Origin of the sequence: Vibrio sp. EJY3, from assembly GCF_000241385.1 — a bacterium.
Lineage (GTDB): Bacteria > Pseudomonadota > Gammaproteobacteria > Enterobacterales > Vibrionaceae > Vibrio > Vibrio natriegens.
The window spans coordinates 61,090-77,187 of record NC_016614.1 but is presented as its reverse complement, the minus strand read 5'-3'; the positions used below and the strand labels follow the sequence as shown (position 1 = coordinate 77,187).

The following is a 16,098-nucleotide window of genomic DNA, read 5'->3' as shown; positions in this document are numbered from 1 at the left end:
GTAAGATAACTGTCTATATTCCCGGTTGTAAAAGTTCTTAATGAAAACAAAAAAATACGGATTGATGATGCTCGCCTTGTTTGTTCTTGGCATCATCCCATTGTCACTCTCCTCTTCATATCAGAATCTCTCCTCTCCAGTATCGGACGGACTCGGTATCACCTTCACTTTATTAACAGACTCCGCTGGCAGTAAGGGGTTTCTTATCACTCTTATCTTGTTGATTCTGTCTCTCTATCGATTTAAACCCAGCTATAAAGAGTGGATGCAGAAGCTGTCTATGCTTGGCTTACTGTTAGTGATTGGTTTTGTCTGTAAAGCAGGCTTAAAACTGATGACAGAAAGCCCACGCCCATATACCGAACTTCTGGTTGCCGAACAGCTTATAGACACACCAGAGTCTTTTTATCAGCTAACAACAGAACAACAATCGAGCGCGATTGAACACGTCTCAAACCAAGTCAGCGATTGGCGAACCCGCCATTGGCAAGGAGAAAAAGACTACTCTTTTCCTTCTGGACACACGATTTTCGTCGCAATTTGTCTCGCCTTCTTTGGAGGCTTAATGCTTCAACAGCAATGTTACTTTTCCGCTTTTTCTCTTTGGTTTTGGGGAGTCAGTGTCGCGTACAGCCGTTTGTGGTTAGGCATGCATCGCCCTGAAGATTTGATAGGCTCAGTGGTATTTGTCGCCGTGATATTTACACTTCTGCCCACATTTCAGGTCACTAAAAAGATGCCGTTTGTTGCTTTAGCGCCGCGCTAATACGAACGAATTTTAGATAAAAAAGAAGCCAGCGAATTGCTGGCTTCTTGCTTTTAAATGCTACTTGTTGCTACCCATTTTTAGGTGGTTCAAACGCGGTGAGTTCTAACTCAGGGCCGGTATATTTTTCGATACGAACCAGTGCCGAGTTTGCCGCGCAGCCATTGCCGAGTCTGGAGGTCGGAATATCCAGTGTCAGCACATTACAGCCACCGTTCTTACAAATCCCGGTTTTTGGATCCAGATCTGGCCAGCCACCTTCGTGAATACATACCGAACCTTGCTTGATGCGATCCGTCACTTCTGCGCCGACTAACACCTGACCTCGGCCATTAAAAGCTCGAACAAGGTCGCCCGTTTTTATGCCACGGGATTTCGCATCTTCAGGGTGAATCCAAATCGGTTCACGGTTCGCAATCGCGTACTCTTCGCGGATTTTCGCGTAGTTAAACTGGCTGTGAAGACGATGGGCTGCGTGTGCTGTCATGAGCTGCAACTCACCATCTTGCGCATTACCCGTATATTCTGTTGGTTCGAACCAAGCAGGGTGCGGCAAACAATCTTCTAGCTGATAGCCTTCAATCGTCTTCGAGTAGATTTCAATTTTGCCACTTGGCGTACCAAGAGGGTTCAAAACAGGATCTTCGCGGAAGTCAGCATAACGGACAAACTGAGCGTTTTTCTCGTTCCATTTCATCTCGATCAGCTGGTTATCTTCCCAGAATTTACTGAAGTTCGGCATTGCTACGCGAGAGCCACGACCACCTTGTTGCGCCACTTTGTAAAACCCGTACAGCCATTCCATTTCCGTTTTGCCTTCGGTGTAAACATCTCGTCCACCCGGAGCGATCATCTCCGCCATATCAGCAAAAACATCGAAGTCGTTGCGCGCTTCTCCCTGAGGCTCAACCACCTGCTTCATTGGAACCAAGTGCTGGTTACTGTAGTCACCCGTCATGGTCATATCGTTGCGTTCAAACGACGTGGTGATTGGCAGAACGATATCGGCATGCTTCGCAGCAGCTGTCCAGTAAGGTTCTGAAATCACGATCAGTTCAGGTTTTTGCCATGCTCTGATAAGACGATTGGTATCTTGGTGATGAGTAAAGTTCGCGCCACCAGCCCACCAAATCATTTTGATATCAGGGAACGTCAGCTCGTGACCATTGTGATGATAAGCTTTGCCTGGGTTTTCCAGCGCTTCTACAATTCGCGCCACTGGGAAACTTTGTACAGCCCCAGACACCGCCCAGTCATTACCCGCTGATGAACCGCCACCTAACGATGCTGAAATTGCAGGAAGTACTCCCGCATCTCGGGCAGGGTTACCACCATTAGAGTAGTGGTACGAGAGACCGAAACCACCGCCCGGCAAGCCAATCTGACCCAGCATAGAGGCCAGCGTAACCAGCATCCAGTGACGTTGCTCACCGTACTGTTGACGCTGCATGCCCCAGCCAGACATTAACATGGTGCGGTTTTTACTGAAGATATCGGCCAACAGCTCTAGTTGCTTAACAGGCACCCCACAGATACTTGACGCCCATTCGGCTGATTTCTCTACCCCATCTTCTTCGCCAAATAAGTACGCTTCGAATTTATCGTAACCCGTGGAGTACTTCTCGAGGAAAGCTTTGTCATGCTTACCTTGTTTGACTAAAGTGTGCGCAATACCCATCATCATCGCTACGTCAGTCATTGGATGCGGCGCGATCCACTCGGCATTATCACCAAAGAATTCGATGGTTTCAGAACGAATCGGGTCAATCGCAATCACCGTCTTGCCCGATTTTTTCAGTTGATGGAAAAACTCAAGACCCGCGCAATCAGTTGAGCTCCACGCAATCTTTAGGGTGTTGATTGGGTTTAAACCCCAAAGTACCACCACGTCACTGTGCTCAAGAACAACAGGGTAAGTGGTTTGTTGCTCATAGACTTCAATCGAACCGACAACGTGCGGCATGATGATCTGTGCGGCCCCCGTAGAGTAATCGCCTAGGTGACCAGAATAACCGCCCGCCATACTCATGTAGCGTTGCAGCAGGGTCTGCGCTTTGTGCAGCACGCCGCTAGAACGCCAACCATACGAGCCGGCGAAAACAGAAGCTGGACCATAGGTTTTACGAATACGCATGTGCTGCTCATGGATCAGCTTGTAAGCCTCATCCCAGGACACGCGTTCAAATTCATCACTGCCTCGAAGGCCTTCGGGTGAGGATGGGTTTGCCAGGTAGCCTTTTCGCACCATTGGGTATTTAACACGAGCCTTAGTATGCACTTGGTCTGGCCCTGTGCTTTGCAGGCTGTTTGGTACCGTCTGAGGCAGCGCATTCGTTGTAGAAATCAGTTTGCCATCTTGCACTTCACACAGCATAGGGCCCATACGGCCAGCCGTTAAGATGCCTTTACCACGCGCATCCGAAGAGGCAACGGACAACGGTGAAAATGAAGTGAAGGCCATCGCACCGGCCGCCATACCAGTGCCTTTCACAAATCCGCGGCGGGTCATATTAGTCATAATCTTTTCCTTCTATTTATCGTTAGTGACCAACCACATCTTTCGCGTGGTGCTGGAAGAACTTAGTCAGAATTTCTAGGTTTTCGGCGGTAATATCCGTGCGATCACCCATACTCTTCGCGACTGGTCCCCATGCGTTCACCGTGAAGTGATTTGAAGGAATCTTCGCATGACAAGTTGCACAGTAAACATTGTCCAACTCTTCTGCGTATGACCATACTGGCTCTAGCGTATCTACGACTGGAGAATCAATCGTGCCAGTTAGAGAAACAGAGCGCCATTCGTTACCGTATACATCAGCAGCAAACTCGCCACCTTCAAGCGCTTGCTGACCTTGCTCTGTCAGTGTGGCGACAATCGCACGTTGACCTTCACCCATGTAGAGCACTTGTTCGGCTCCTTTCATTTGGTAAGCGTTCAGTTTAACCGTGCGAGCATCACCTTCCGTACTGACAACGTCTAACTTCGTTGTTGGATTAATAGTACCCAACTCACCCATATCGATGGCTGTGACTGGGTAAACCACTTCTGCTCCCGGAGAAGTTTGAGTGGTAAAGCTCATGAGTGTTTCAAACGCTTTACTGTCGAGTTCGGCCTCTGGTGCGAAGTGAGCCACACCTTTGTGACAATCAATACAGGTCTGATTGTTTGCAATTCCGTACTCGTGCATTTTTACAGCATCACGTGATTGCTCAAACGGTTCCATCGCATCAAAGTCGTGACACGAACGACAGGTTGCAGAATCATTTTCGCGGAACTGCTCCCAAACCATTTCAGCCAATTCTTTCCGGTGCGCTTCGTATTTTTCAGGCGTATCTATTTTGCCTGTGATGAACTCGTGGTAAATATCCTTCGATGCACGAATTTTCGTAATCAAATAGTCGACAGGTTCATGAGGGATGTGACAGTCAGAACATTCTGCGCGAATGCCTTTTGCGTTACTAAAGTGAACAGACCCTTGATACTCTTTATAAGGTGTTTCCATGGTATGGCACGAGACACAAAACTCCGTAGATGAAGTGTAATGCATCACCGCAGCCGATCCCCCGAGGGTTAACCAACCAACCCCTATCCCAACCGCTAATAACAAAATAATAGTTCGTTTTTTCATTGTAATAACTCGCAACACTTGCTCACAAATTGTAATTGTAGGTTGTAAACTAATACTTTGTGGGTAGGTGGCACATGATCCACGTCATACGCTACTGATTTCTGTATCTCAAGAATGAAATATCGCCACATTGATCCCATTAATAAAGTTTCAGCATTAATAATTTGAATAATTCGTCACTCACAAAATAAATGCCTTTTATAAATGCAACCAATTGAACAATGTATAAAAAAGGTGAGAAACTGTCTGTTGAGACTCATGCAGATAGGAAGCGTATGTCGATTCAACTATCCACTCCCAGAACAATAATGACACCTATCGGAGAAAACGACTGGGCATTATTTCATCGTCTTCATACTGAAAGGGATATCATCTCTCTCTGTTTCGATGCACCCAACGAGGAACAGTTAAGAGAAAAGTTCGCATCGCGCTTATCAACCTGGACACCGAAGAGCGAACACTGGCTTTGCTTGGTGATAAAAGATTCCGTAACCGAACAACCGATAGGTATCACCGGATTTGTTGTTCATAACGGAGCTGCAGAAGTCGGCTATTTGCTTCTGCCAGAGTTTCATGGCAAGCAATTAGGTACCGAAACTCTCGAAACCGTAATAAGCTGGGCACATACGCAACATCAGATCAATGTATTTTCTGCCACGGTGACTGAGGGGAATATCGCTTCTGAATGTGTGTTGGAAAAATGCGGCTTTGGCCTAGTGAAAGTCATCCCAGAGGCTTATGAAATAGGCGGTATTCGTTTCGCAGACAAAATCTACGCTCTGGAAATATAAGAACGTTAATAGAGTGAAAGAGGGAAAATTCAAACATGATTTATCTATTCGATTGGGGCAACACATTAATGGTCGACTTCCCTCACGCAAAGGGGAAAATGTGTGACTGGAACACTGTCGAAGCGATCCCTCAGGCCAAAGAGGTTTTGGCTGCGCTCTCGCAAAATCATCAGATTTACATCGCGACCAGTGCGTCAGATTCAGTAATGGAAGATGTCCAGCGGGCTTTCCAGCGAGTTGATTTAGACCAGTACATCAACGGTTATTTTTGCTTTGCCAATGTCGGCATTAAAAAGAATCGTGCCGAATTTTACCAAGCGGTGGCGAAAATCCTGGGTGCTAAGGAAAAAGAGTTGACCATGATTGGTGACATACCGACCAAAGATATCTACCCAGCGATCGAAGCGGGATTAAATGCCATATGGTTTAACGCTGCTGGTGATCCCGCTCCGAGTCAACCCATTGAGCAGCAAATCCGCTGTTTGTCGGAGCTGGTTTCAGACTAAGTACCATCGTTCACCATATCAACAAAAAACTCCACATGACGTGGAGTTTTATCTTTTTGTCTCAGACAGATCTAAATCATTTCTTTGTCCATAACCGTGCGACGTTCTCGGCCAAATTAGCCACGTTAGTTTCCGCTTCTGTCATCGCATCCGCTAAACTCATGGCTCTTGGCACACAAGGAAATACCGCATCAATACCGCATTGATAAACGGCTTGATAGTTGTCGCCCACACAGCCAGCCAACGCTATTACTGGTAGGTTAAATTGCTTCGCCACTTTCGCGACCCCCATCGGAGTTTTCCCGTGAGCCGTTTGATGGTCAATTCTTCCTTCTCCCGTAAAAACAATATCAGCATCGGCAACATGATCCGCTAGTTTGACCGTCTCTAATACAATTTCAATGCCCGGTTGTAAACGAGCAGGTGTGTAACCTAGCAGTGCAGCCCCCATGCCACCCGCAGCACCTGCACCTTCTCGGGTGAGTACATGCTTACCTGTGACTTGTTCTGTCAACTCACCAAATTTACGCAATGCATTATCCAGCACAGAGATATCAGTGGTTGTCGCTCCTTTCTGTGGCCCAAAAGTTGCCGAAGCACCTTTTTCACCACAAAGAGGGTTATCCACGTCACACGCTACGAGTATTTCACATTGTGCTAAACGGACGTCGAGGCCTGACGTATCGATGGAAGCGAGATTAATTAAGCCACCACCGTTTGTGGCAATTGCATTCCCCGATTCATCAAGAAATTTAACTCCCAACGCAGCCAACATACCGACACCACCGTCATTGGTTGCACTCCCGCCCAAACCAATGATTAAACGTTGCATACCACGATCTAAAGCATGTTTAATCAACTGACCAGTACCAAAACTGCTGGTCAGTTTAGGGTCACGATCTTCCGCTGGAACAAGATGCAAACCACTGGCTTCTGCCATCTCAATCACGGCAGTTTCACCATCACCGAGAATGCCGTAAAACGCCTGAACCTCTTTATTTAAAGGGTCAAAAACAGTAGTGAAGACTTGCTCACCTTGTGTTGCATCAATCAAGGACTGGACAGTACCTTCGCCACCATCGGCAACGGGGACCGTAACAAACTCGGCATCATGCCAAACACGAGCAAGACCTGCCTTTATCGCTTCGCTAACTTGCTTGGCGGTTAAGCTTTCTTTAAATGAATCAGGTGCAATTACCACTTTCATATCTATTTCCTGAGACTTATAAGAGAACGAGACTCAAAATGTATACCAACGCCATTGCAGTAACACCTTGAATTAGAGTTGCCATGGTTTGCGCTCGATACGCCAAACCGACTGACATTCGGCTAAACTGAGAAACAACCCAGAAGAAGCTATCGTTTGCATGTGAAACCGTCATCGCACCCGCACCAATTGCCATTACAGTCAGCACGCGGCCCATTTCTGAATCCAAACCAAGCTGCGTAAGCATTGGTGCTACCAAAGCAGAGGTAGTCACCAAAGCAACGGTTGAAGAACCTTGCGCTGACTTTAAAGCTGCGGCAACAATAAACGGCATAAAGATACCAACACCTAACGCTGATAATGTCGTACCAAGGTAATCACCAAGCGGCGTCGCTTTTAGCACTGCACCAAATGCACCACCAGCACCAGTAATCAATAGAATAGGCGCTGCCGCCGTGATGCCTTGGCTAATGCGCTCACCAAACTCTTCAATCTTACGGTCCGATTTTAATAGGCGAACTGAAAGGAACAAGCCAATTACCAATGCCGTCAAAGGTTGACCTAGGAAAGTCAGTACATCAAACAGTATACCCTCACCTAACGGCAAGCTTGGGAATTTTGCAATGGAGCCAAAACAGATCAGTAAGATTGGAACAAAAATTGGGGCAAATGCCTGGCTTGCGGTCGGAAGTTTGCCGTAAGAGGCTTTCAGAGCTTTCCAATCATGTTGAATTTCTTCTGCTTCAAGGCCATCAGGCTCAACATGTTTGAATCGGTTTGCCCATAACATACCTGCTAACGCTGCGACCGCCGCTACAAAGATACCCACACCAATAACCAAACCAAGGTTAGATTCCAAACCAAGGTTACCTGCTGCTGCAATAGGGCCCGGAGTTGGCGGTACAAAGGTGTGTGTCGCGTATAAACCTGTTGCTAGCGCCACACTCATCGCCACACTTGACGTTTTGAGTCGCTTGGCCAGTGACTCTTTCAAAGAGTTAAGAATAACGAAGCCAGAATCACAGAATACTGGTACAGAAACGATGTAACCGATAATACTCATCGTGAGGGTTGGAAAACGCTCACCCAGCACTTTAATCACAGTATCCGCCATGGTTATCGCTGCGCCACTTTTTTCCAGGATAACACCGATGATGGTACCTAGGACGATAACTAAACCGATGTATCCAAGGATACCGCCAAAGCCAGAAGCGATGGTTTTAGCGATGCTATCGGCAGGTAAGCCATATGCAAACGCAGCAAGAAACGCCGCGATTATTAAAGCGAGGAAGGGATGTAACTTAAATTTGGTGGTGGTAAGCACGATAAACGCGATCACCCCGAGCAGGATTAATATAAGGTTCATGATAACTCCATTTATTTTTATTGTATCGAGCTGAGTCAAACGACTCGCTCACTCAATATGTAGGGACATTAGAATTATCAATTGATTGCGATCAAATTCCTTTAGGCCGAGTGACAAATGATCGGAATAGAAAATTGGCCGTTATTGGGCCAATGCACAATATTAGGTCATTTTTGAGAGCCGGGTCGCAATATATAGCTCAGCTAAACCCACAAAATCTGTAGTGGATAAACCGGTAATTTCCGTGATCTTATCCAAACGATACCTAAGTGTATTTCTATGAATAAACATAGCATTAGCGCACTCTTTCACGTTCCCGTCGCATTCGAATAATACATCCAGTGTTTTCAGCAGCTGACCAGATTTATCTTTGCCCTTCAACAGGTTCACACTATCAATAATTTGTTCACCCTGCCAAACATCCGCCAATGGAGCCAACAACACCGGCAAGCGTAAATCATCAAATAAGTATTTACGTCGCTCTGGGTAAAACTGCTTCCCAACGGCTAATACTTGCTTAGCACTTTGATACGATAACGCCACATCTTTGGGCTCGCTAAATACCTGACCAAGAGCAATATGAAAGGTATGTGAGTCATGGTCACTTAAGCGAGACATCAGTTTATCAATCCGTTCGCTTTCTATTTGGCTGTTCCACTGTTTGATACTTTGACACGGCTTAAGAACGACAATTTCGTTTACAGAGACAATGGCGACAAGGTTATTTCGTTCTGGATATTCCAACAGCTCAACAATATTTCGCACACTTTTCATGCTTTTCGAGGCTGATGAAGTCGAAACTTCAATTACCGTAGCGACTCTGGGCTGAGTAATATCAATCGACAGTCGCATTGCCCAATCTTTAAGCTCTTCGTCGGTTAAACTGCCCTTAATCCAAGACAGAATAAACTCCTCTCGATGACGCCTATCCCACTGAAACTTTTCGACCAATGCGGCTTGTTCAATGGTGAGCTCAGCCGTCATTTTAACCAAACTCGCAAAATCGCGTATGGTGTCTGGCTCTCCAGTAACACCAACCGTGCCTACCACTTCACCATGAAGTTTGAGCAGCATATTGATACCCGGTTTCACGCCCTGCAAAGTGGAACATTGCTGTTGAGTTAATTCTAAGGATTCCCCGTGACTTATCGCAAGCACCGCCCCGTCATGCACCTGCCCAATTCGCTTGGCGTCACCGCTGCCTATAATGATGCCAGATGAGTTCATCACATTAACATTGTGACCAATAATAGACATGGTTCTGTCGACGATCTCCTGTGCGAGCACATGATCCAGAATCACCATAACGTTTCCTTCCTAAACAATGAACAATCCAATAAATCACAAACTGTCCAATATCACCATGACGTTAATACAAATTAGACGAGTAGCTCTTACCAGCGCTTTATTAGACTTATTAAAAATAGGGTTTTATACGTCATTATCACGTCTGGCATATATACTTAAACCAAAGGCACTTCGATGTACTTGGAGCAGCACGTTGAAGTCACTTGGCGAAAAACGGAAGTAAGGGAGAACAACCATGGAATTACACAATAAGGCCGGCGAAGTTGCAAAAATCGCTGACAACCTAACATTGAAAGAAATTACCGAAATGGGCTATACCGTTGACTTATGTGATGAAGCGTTTGACCCAGGTGAGCATTGGAAAGCAGAAGGTAAAACTCAAGGCATGGGTGAATACCCTGAAGAGTAATCCCACAACCGATTGCGGTTCATAACTCCTGCTGAATAACAGACACTAAACCGAGCGGCCTACGCTCGGTTTATTTTGTCACTTCTTCAATAAACATCGTCATCTCTTCGAGATAGTTACCATTGGCGCATCCCCAATCGGTCACCTCAATCAACTCCGTCATTAATTGTCTGGTTTCATCCGATTGCACAGACTGGATAAACGCATTGAACCGGTCACCATCAGCCTGATTGTGTAAACCATGTATTGCGTACTCCTGCAGCAAGTCATTGTAGACCGCCCAGCGCTGATCCTCGGACATATGGCTACTGAGAATAAGTGCACATTTCTCTTGGATACTATTCACTGAATCCTTTTGTGGCGATGTGACCGACGAGCACCCTGTCAACATCAAACCTAGTGTCAGTAACGTTGTAAGTGTTTTCTTTATCATTTTAATTTTTATCGTTGCTGAAAGAGAATGCATAAACTATATATGCAAAAACTATCTGTGTATGGCTTTGATGCTAAATGCCGTGATCAACGACGAGACTGAGGCACACAATCGCCTACGCTTTAACCAACCAGGTTTAACTTACAGGCTCGATTAGAAACAAATCAGCCACTAACCCATTAAAATGTAAACGAATAGTAAAACTACGTTTACGAACAGCAAAAGCAGTAAATAAAGTGCACACTCCTTTCTTGCTCCCAAGCGTGCCATAATCAACCGTCTACATAACGCAACCATTTGAAGGATCAAAATGACCGCAACGCATTACCTCAACGACCTCAATCAGCGCTACCTCGCGATTCACCGCACCAAGGAAGATTTCTTTTGGGAAACTTACATGGGGATCAGCGATGACCATGACGGTTCGACGCAAGCACAAACAGCATGGACAAGCTTTTTGAGCAACGCGGAACAAATTACCGCAATCAAACAACAGCTTGAAGCCGCTGACTCCATTTCTGACCCGCAAGAAAAGCAGCAAACCATCACGGGTTTGTCAGGCTGGCTGGCGATGTTTGAATCACATGCAATCGAAGGTGAAAAAGCGCAAGAATTAAAAAATCAATTGATTGCCTTTGAAGCCGAGCTTTTTGAAAAAAAACAGAACCATGTCCAAACGTTTACCGATGAAAATGGCAAACAAACCGAAGGTTCGCTTCCGGTATTGAGCTCGACCATTCGAACCAATAATCATGAAGAAGTGCGCCAATCTGCGCATCAGGCGCTGCTGAACCTTGAGCAATGGTTGCTGGAAAATGGCTTTATTGAGTTGATCAAACTGCGTAATCAATTCGCTCGTTCATTGGGCTATGCAACTTTCTTTGATTACTCAGTACAAAAAACCGAGAAGATGACCTCTGAGCAGCTGTTCGAGATTCTGGAAGATTTCGAACAGCGTACTCGAGATGCGCACCTGAATAGTTTAGAAAACCTGGCGAAAGAGAAAGGTCAAAATGCGCTGACAGGCTACAACTTTATCTATTCATTCGCAGGTGACGTCATGCGTGACCTAGACCCATACGTACCGTTCTCGAAATCTCTGCGACGCTGGGTAGAGTCGTTTGGCCGTCTGAACATTGATTACTCAGGCGCAACACTGACTCTGGATTTACTGGATCGCAAAGGTAAATACCCGAACGGATTCTGCCACGGCCCTATTCCTTCTTTTTACAACCAAGGTGAATGGGTTGCTGCGCAGGTCAACTTCACCAGTAATGCCAAACCAGACCAAGTAGGCAGCGGCTACGATGGCATTAATACGTTATTCCATGAAGGCGGCCACGCCGCGCACTTTGCCAACGTTAAAATGAATGCTCCTTGTTTTTCACAGGAGTTTGCACCGACGTCCATGGCGTATGCAGAAACGCAATCGATGTTCTGTGACAGCCTGCTGACCGATGCGGATTGGCTAAAACAGTACGCTCTGGACGAAGAAGGTAACCCCGTTCCTGATGAGATCATTCAAGCGATGATCAACAGCCGTCAGCCATTCAAAGCCTACGAAGAGCGCAGTATCTTAGTTGTGCCATATTTTGAGCGCGCGCTATATCAACTCAGCGATGAAGAGTTAACGCCAGAGCGCATCACCAAGCTTGCACGTGATTGTGAGAAGCAGATACTTGGGTTGGAATGCAGCCCTCGCCCACTTATGGCAATTCCGCACCTACTATCTGACGAAGCCGCTTGTGCTTATCAAGGTTATCTGCTCGCGCATATGGCTGTGTATCAGACCCGAGCTTACTTCCTGGATAAATTTGGCTACCTAACCGACAACCCAGAAATCGGTCCACTACTAGCGCAGCATTACTGGCACGCAGGCAACAATTTGTCGCACAACGAAACGATTGTTAGCCTGACAGGTGAAGGATTCAACGCCAAGTATCTTGCCAACGTATGTAACCTGTCACCAGAGCAAGCGTGGGAAGTGCAGCAGCAGAAAATCAACTCACTTGCCACGCGTGAACGAGCTCCCGTAGCATCGCTGAACGCGACAATTAAAGTCGTCGACGGCAGTAAGGAACTCGCAAGCAATACCACGTCCGACGAGCAAATGTGTGACGATTTTGAACGTTACATCGTAGAAACGTACGGTCGATAGTAAAAAGAGGAGCCAGAATCTGCGTTCTGGCTCTTTGCTACTGACAAATGGTTACAAAAGGAAGCGCTATGCATCAGTCGATCATCAAGTTCTGGTTTGAAGAACTGACCCCACAAAATTGGTTCGAAAGTAATCCTGAACTGGATAAACTCATTGAATCTCGGTTTTCTTCAGTGCTAGAACAAGCGGCTCGCTGCGAATTGTTTACTTGGCGCGACAGTGCACAAGGTCGATTAGCCGAAATCATTGTACTCGACCAGTTCTCGCGTAACGTGTACCGCAATACGCCAAAAGCGTTTGCACAAGATCCACTCGCGCTCTCGTTAGCACAAGAGGCCATTCGACTTGGTCTGCATAAAGCGCTGAATCGCGATCAACGTAGTTTTTTGTACATGCCGTTTATGCACAGTGAATCTCGTGTCATCCATGTGGAAGCAGAAAAATTGTTTAGAGCTCCGGGGCTTGAAAACAACTACGATTTTGAGCTAAAACACAAAGCCATCATCGACCAATTTGGGCGTTATCCACATCGTAATGCGATATTAGGAAGAACGAGTACACCAGAGGAAGTTGAGTTCTTGAAAACACCAAATTCTGGCTTTTAACGTCAGTAAACAACAAGGCAATAGAATGACGCTAAACACCGTAATGTGGCCGTGCTTATTGAAACTAGAGGGCGATGACGAACTCATCTATCTGCAATCCCACTCAGAGTTACAAACAGAGTGTCAGGCACTCATTTGGGGACAAGAAGATTACGTGATTGATTCAAACGGTCAAACTTTCGGCTTGCAGCATGATAATGCCAATCACATAACCCTGAATCCAAATAACAAAACCTTGTCTGTCGAGGAAGTCACTACTCTGATTCAATCTCATGAATTTAGTCAGGCTCAAAGATGCATCATTAAAATCCATTTCAGTAGTGTTCAGCAGGCCGTTTCTGCGTTAGCTGGTTAATAATACAAACTCTTCTATCAGACATAAGTTCCTAATCTTGATTTAAGTGCTGCCAGCCACTCTCACAGATGTCCAAGCACTCTTCAACCATATGCTATTCTCAATAGCAAACAGGAGGAGGAATACATGCCTAGTCAGAACCCCATCGAAATAAAAGCACTCGATCACATTGTTTTGCGAACAACTAATCTCAATGCCATGTTGTACTTTTATCGAGACATACTAGGTTGCCCGGTCGAAAGGGAACTCGCTGAATTGGGGTTAACTCAGCTCAGAGCCGGTACAGCATTGATTGATATCGTCACAGTAGAGAGTGAACTGGGCAAACTGGGCGGAAAACCTCCTGTACAAAATGGTAGGAACGTCGATCACTTTTGTTTGCAACTTACGCCGTTTGAAGAAGCTGAACTCATCCAATATCTGAACACCCACGATATTCAGACTGAGGATTTTGCCGAGCGTTATGGTGCGCAAGGTTTTGGACGATCGCTCTATATTAATGATCCCGAGGGGAATGTTGTCGAGCTCAAACCTCAGGTGATAATCGAGTAAGTTTCAGCTATCTCAACATGATTTCGATAAGGCAAACAGAATGAACGCTATCTCACTGATTAAGGGAGACATCACCACAGCAAAAGTCGATGCTATCGTTAATGCCGCCAATCCAAGCATGCTCGGTGGAGGAGGCGTCGATGGTGCGATTCACCATGTCGCTGGACGCGAGCTGTATGTCGCTTGCTTAGCAGTGAAAGAAATCGATGGTATTCGCTGCCCTTTTGGCTACGCGCGCATTACTTCCGCTGGAAAGTTAGACGCACGTTACGTTATTCATGCCGTTGGGCCGATCTACGATAAATTTCACGACCCTCGAGCGGTGTTAGAATCGGCTTATAAAAACGCACTCGATCTGGCGTTGGAAAGCGGCTGTAAGACTGTCGCGCTACCCGCCATCTCATGCGGGGTTTATGGTTATCCACCACATGAAGCTGCCGAAGTGGCACTCTCAGTCTGTCAGCGCCCGAAATACCACTCGCTGCAGATGCACTTTTACCTGTTTAGCGATGAGATGCTTAGAATTTGGCAACAAGCTCTCGCGGCCTATCAATAAACCCAATCGACCAGAGAACCAGAGAACCAGAGAACCAGAGAACCAGAGAACCAGAGAACCAGAGAACCAGAGAACCAGAGAACCAGAGAACCAGAGAAGAATAGGCTAAAGACTTAACCACACTGAGGCGTCAATAAGTATAAGATGCAAAAAACAGCTTACACCTCAATCCCTCTTACGCGTTCTTCACTGAATTCCTTCTGCCACCAAGTTCGGTTTTTGTATTCGTTCTGAACGAGAAAACTCTCTCCCGGCATAGGCGTGAGTAACGTTACGCTTTCGCTTTGGCAGTGGCGAATCAAATCTTCAATTGGCTCATCCCATTTATGCGTGAACAACTCATAAGTTGCCCAGTGAACAGGCAATAGCTTTTTCGCCTCTAAGTCCTTGAATGCCTGAACCGTATGGTGTGCTTGCATGTGGCCCCAGTTTTCTACTGGATAGCCCTGATTGTTTTTTACATCCGCCGCTACTTCCAAACAGGCAATGTCGATAGGTCCGCACCGCTGTGCGATGTCGGCAAAATGCTGGTCGTAAGCGCTGTCTCCACTAAAGTACAGTGTCTCGCTTCGCCCTTTAATGACCCATGAAGCCCACAATGTGGTGTTTTTATCGAGATAAGTTCGCCCTGAGTTATGGTTAGCCGGCGTACAAATAAGCTCGACATTGGCATACTGTATGCTCTCCCACCAGTCGAACTCAACAATATCATCAGCACACACTCCCCATTTGATAAGGTGTTTACCAACGCCAAGCGGCACGTAAAAGGTGACTGATTTATCTGCATAAAAACGGATACTCGAAGCCTCTAGGTGATCATAATGATCGTGCGAGATCACGATAACATCTGGGATAGGCAAACTCTCTCGAGCGTGTGTATTAGGGATGTTACGCTCGAACCAAGCCTTCGCGATTAACGGTGAAGCATAGTCAAATACCGGATCGGTCAGAATACGAACCCCATTCACTTCCACCAGCATGGTTGAGTGCCCAAGCCAGGTCACTCGCATAGAATCACTGCGGTGTAAAAACTGATCTTGAACGATTGGGGAATAAGGTAAATGTCCATTGGGACACAGTGGCGCACGGCCTCCCAAATAGCTCCAGCAAACCTGCCAGAGCGACTGATGACTTGGCACGTTCGGCATGGCATTTTTGACCCGGCCATTTTCGAACTGGGGAGAGTGATGAATACGATGTGCGAGTTGCGCGGTATAAGCTTGCGGCTTAATCGGTGAGCCTAATTTGCGCTCAGGGCTCAAAAAATTGCTCTTCAGGGTCGTTTCAGACATTTCTTAGCTTCGTTTGCTCGACGATAGGTTTAGTAAAGCCCGCTTTCATGTCTGTTTTATGACCAACCAGAGGCGTAAAATGAAGATTAGGTTTCAGTGGAAACGATTCCCCTCGAGTGGAATCTCAAACCAAACATTTTGTACTGGGTATACTTAAAGCAAATA

At 46.3% G+C, this 16,098-nt stretch carries 16 protein-coding genes; 9 read left to right on the top strand and 7 right to left on the bottom strand.

Features of this window, described 5'->3' with window-relative positions; genetic code table 11:
• The first annotated feature begins 40 nt into the window (after positions 1-40).
• Positions 41-766 carry a phosphatase PAP2 family protein gene (locus tag VEJY3_RS16280; RefSeq protein ID WP_041170381.1) on the top strand — a complete coding sequence of 242 codons (726 nt, stop codon included), beginning with the start codon at positions 41-43 and terminating at the stop codon, positions 764-766.
• 70 nt (positions 767-836) lie between these two features.
• Here the strand turns inward: VEJY3_RS16280 and VEJY3_RS16275 are convergent, their stop codons facing one another.
• Entirely contained in the window at positions 837-3,284 is a 2,448-nt protein-coding gene (locus VEJY3_RS16275) for a molybdopterin guanine dinucleotide-containing S/N-oxide reductase (protein ID WP_041170380.1), read from the bottom strand.
• 22 nt (positions 3,285-3,306) lie between these two features.
• Entirely contained in the window at positions 3,307-4,401 is a 1,095-nt protein-coding gene (locus tag VEJY3_RS16270; RefSeq protein WP_024372614.1) for a NapC/NirT family cytochrome c, read from the bottom strand.
• Between the two features lie 269 nt (positions 4,402-4,670).
• Here VEJY3_RS16270 and VEJY3_RS16265 point away from each other — a divergent pair, with 269 nt between their 5' ends.
• Together VEJY3_RS16265 and VEJY3_RS16260 are read left to right on the top strand one after the other, a co-directional pair.
• Positions 4,671-5,186: a GNAT family N-acetyltransferase gene (locus VEJY3_RS16265; protein ID WP_041170379.1), complete on the top strand. Its 516-nt coding sequence runs from the start codon at positions 4,671-4,673 to the stop codon at positions 5,184-5,186.
• A 35-nt stretch (positions 5,187-5,221) separates the two neighbouring features.
• The gene (locus VEJY3_RS16260; RefSeq protein WP_014233497.1) at positions 5,222-5,692 is read left to right on the top strand and encodes an HAD family hydrolase; all 471 of its coding nucleotides are present in this window, start codon (positions 5,222-5,224) and stop codon (positions 5,690-5,692) included.
• A gap of 76 nt (positions 5,693-5,768) precedes the next feature.
• Here the strand turns inward: VEJY3_RS16260 and VEJY3_RS16255 are convergent, their stop codons facing one another.
• The 3 genes from VEJY3_RS16255 to VEJY3_RS16245 all read right to left on the bottom strand — a co-directional run bounded on the left by VEJY3_RS16255 (position 5,769) and on the right by VEJY3_RS16245 (position 9,570).
• Complete coding sequence (locus VEJY3_RS16255) at positions 5,769-6,899, bottom strand: glycerate kinase (RefSeq protein ID WP_014233496.1); 1,131 nt, start codon at positions 6,897-6,899, stop codon at positions 5,769-5,771.
• A gap of 16 nt (positions 6,900-6,915) precedes the next feature.
• Positions 6,916-8,265 carry a GntP family permease gene (locus VEJY3_RS16250; protein WP_014233495.1) on the bottom strand — a complete coding sequence of 450 codons (1,350 nt, stop codon included), beginning with the start codon at positions 8,263-8,265 and terminating at the stop codon, positions 6,916-6,918.
• 162 nt (positions 8,266-8,427) lie between these two features.
• On the bottom strand, positions 8,428-9,570 hold the full coding sequence (locus tag VEJY3_RS16245; RefSeq protein WP_014233494.1) for a sugar diacid recognition domain-containing protein: 1,143 nt from the start codon (positions 9,568-9,570) through the stop codon (positions 8,428-8,430).
• 238 nt (positions 9,571-9,808) lie between these two features.
• On the opposite strand from VEJY3_RS16245, the gene VEJY3_RS25860 reads away from it, so the two are divergent.
• The gene (locus tag VEJY3_RS25860; RefSeq protein ID WP_014233493.1) at positions 9,809-9,982 is read left to right on the top strand and encodes a hypothetical protein; all 174 of its coding nucleotides are present in this window, start codon (positions 9,809-9,811) and stop codon (positions 9,980-9,982) included.
• Positions 9,983-10,052: 70 nt separating this feature from the next.
• Here VEJY3_RS25860 and VEJY3_RS16240 read toward each other — a convergent pair whose 3' ends face one another.
• Positions 10,053-10,415: a hypothetical protein gene (locus tag VEJY3_RS16240; protein ID WP_014233492.1), complete on the bottom strand. Its 363-nt coding sequence runs from the start codon at positions 10,413-10,415 to the stop codon at positions 10,053-10,055.
• A 310-nt stretch (positions 10,416-10,725) separates the two neighbouring features.
• On the opposite strand from VEJY3_RS16240, the gene VEJY3_RS16235 reads away from it, so the two are divergent.
• The 5 genes from VEJY3_RS16235 (at position 10,726) to VEJY3_RS16215 (ending at position 14,641) form a co-directional block, all read left to right on the top strand.
• On the top strand, positions 10,726-12,573 hold the full coding sequence (locus VEJY3_RS16235; protein ID WP_014233491.1) for a M3 family metallopeptidase: 1,848 nt from the start codon (positions 10,726-10,728) through the stop codon (positions 12,571-12,573).
• A gap of 68 nt (positions 12,574-12,641) precedes the next feature.
• Entirely contained in the window at positions 12,642-13,178 is a 537-nt protein-coding gene (locus tag VEJY3_RS16230) for a DUF924 family protein (protein ID WP_014233490.1), read from the top strand.
• Between the two features lie 25 nt (positions 13,179-13,203).
• Positions 13,204-13,533 (top strand): DUF4144 domain-containing protein, encoded by a 330-nt coding sequence (locus VEJY3_RS16225; protein WP_014233489.1) that lies wholly within the window; start codon positions 13,204-13,206, stop codon positions 13,531-13,533.
• 126 nt (positions 13,534-13,659) lie between these two features.
• Complete coding sequence (locus VEJY3_RS16220) at positions 13,660-14,085, top strand: VOC family protein (protein ID WP_014233488.1); 426 nt, start codon at positions 13,660-13,662, stop codon at positions 14,083-14,085.
• Between the two features lie 40 nt (positions 14,086-14,125).
• A complete protein-coding gene (locus VEJY3_RS16215) occupies positions 14,126-14,641 on the top strand; it encodes a macro domain-containing protein (protein WP_014233487.1) in 516 nt (171 codons plus the stop codon).
• A gap of 158 nt (positions 14,642-14,799) precedes the next feature.
• Here VEJY3_RS16215 and VEJY3_RS16210 read toward each other — a convergent pair whose 3' ends face one another.
• Positions 14,800-15,933 (bottom strand): MBL fold metallo-hydrolase, encoded by a 1,134-nt coding sequence (locus VEJY3_RS16210; protein ID WP_014233486.1) that lies wholly within the window; start codon positions 15,931-15,933, stop codon positions 14,800-14,802.
• Positions 15,934-16,098 lie beyond the last annotated feature (165 nt).

Coding starts and splice junctions, on each gene's coding strand:
- VEJY3_RS16280 (WP_041170381.1), top strand. CDS start 41: ATGAAAACAAAAAAATACGGATTGATGATGCTCGCCTTGTTTGTTCTT.
- VEJY3_RS16275 (WP_041170380.1), bottom strand. CDS start 3,284: ATGACTAATATGACCCGCCGCGGATTTGTGAAAGGCACTGGTATGGCG.
- VEJY3_RS16265 (WP_041170379.1), top strand. CDS start 4,671: ATGTCGATTCAACTATCCACTCCCAGAACAATAATGACACCTATCGGA.
- VEJY3_RS16260 (WP_014233497.1), top strand. CDS start 5,222: ATGATTTATCTATTCGATTGGGGCAACACATTAATGGTCGACTTCCCT.
- VEJY3_RS16255 (WP_014233496.1), bottom strand. CDS start 6,899: ATGAAAGTGGTAATTGCACCTGATTCATTTAAAGAAAGCTTAACCGCC.
- VEJY3_RS16250 (WP_014233495.1), bottom strand. CDS start 8,265: ATGAACCTTATATTAATCCTGCTCGGGGTGATCGCGTTTATCGTGCTT.
- VEJY3_RS16245 (WP_014233494.1), bottom strand. CDS start 9,570: ATGGTGATTCTGGATCATGTGCTCGCACAGGAGATCGTCGACAGAACC.
- VEJY3_RS25860 (WP_014233493.1), top strand. CDS start 9,809: ATGGAATTACACAATAAGGCCGGCGAAGTTGCAAAAATCGCTGACAAC.
- VEJY3_RS16240 (WP_014233492.1), bottom strand. CDS start 10,415: ATGATAAAGAAAACACTTACAACGTTACTGACACTAGGTTTGATGTTG.
- VEJY3_RS16235 (WP_014233491.1), top strand. CDS start 10,726: ATGACCGCAACGCATTACCTCAACGACCTCAATCAGCGCTACCTCGCG.
- VEJY3_RS16230 (WP_014233490.1), top strand. CDS start 12,642: ATGCATCAGTCGATCATCAAGTTCTGGTTTGAAGAACTGACCCCACAA.
- VEJY3_RS16225 (WP_014233489.1), top strand. CDS start 13,204: ATGACGCTAAACACCGTAATGTGGCCGTGCTTATTGAAACTAGAGGGC.
- VEJY3_RS16220 (WP_014233488.1), top strand. CDS start 13,660: ATGCCTAGTCAGAACCCCATCGAAATAAAAGCACTCGATCACATTGTT.
- VEJY3_RS16215 (WP_014233487.1), top strand. CDS start 14,126: ATGAACGCTATCTCACTGATTAAGGGAGACATCACCACAGCAAAAGTC.
- VEJY3_RS16210 (WP_014233486.1), bottom strand. CDS start 15,933: ATGTCTGAAACGACCCTGAAGAGCAATTTTTTGAGCCCTGAGCGCAAA.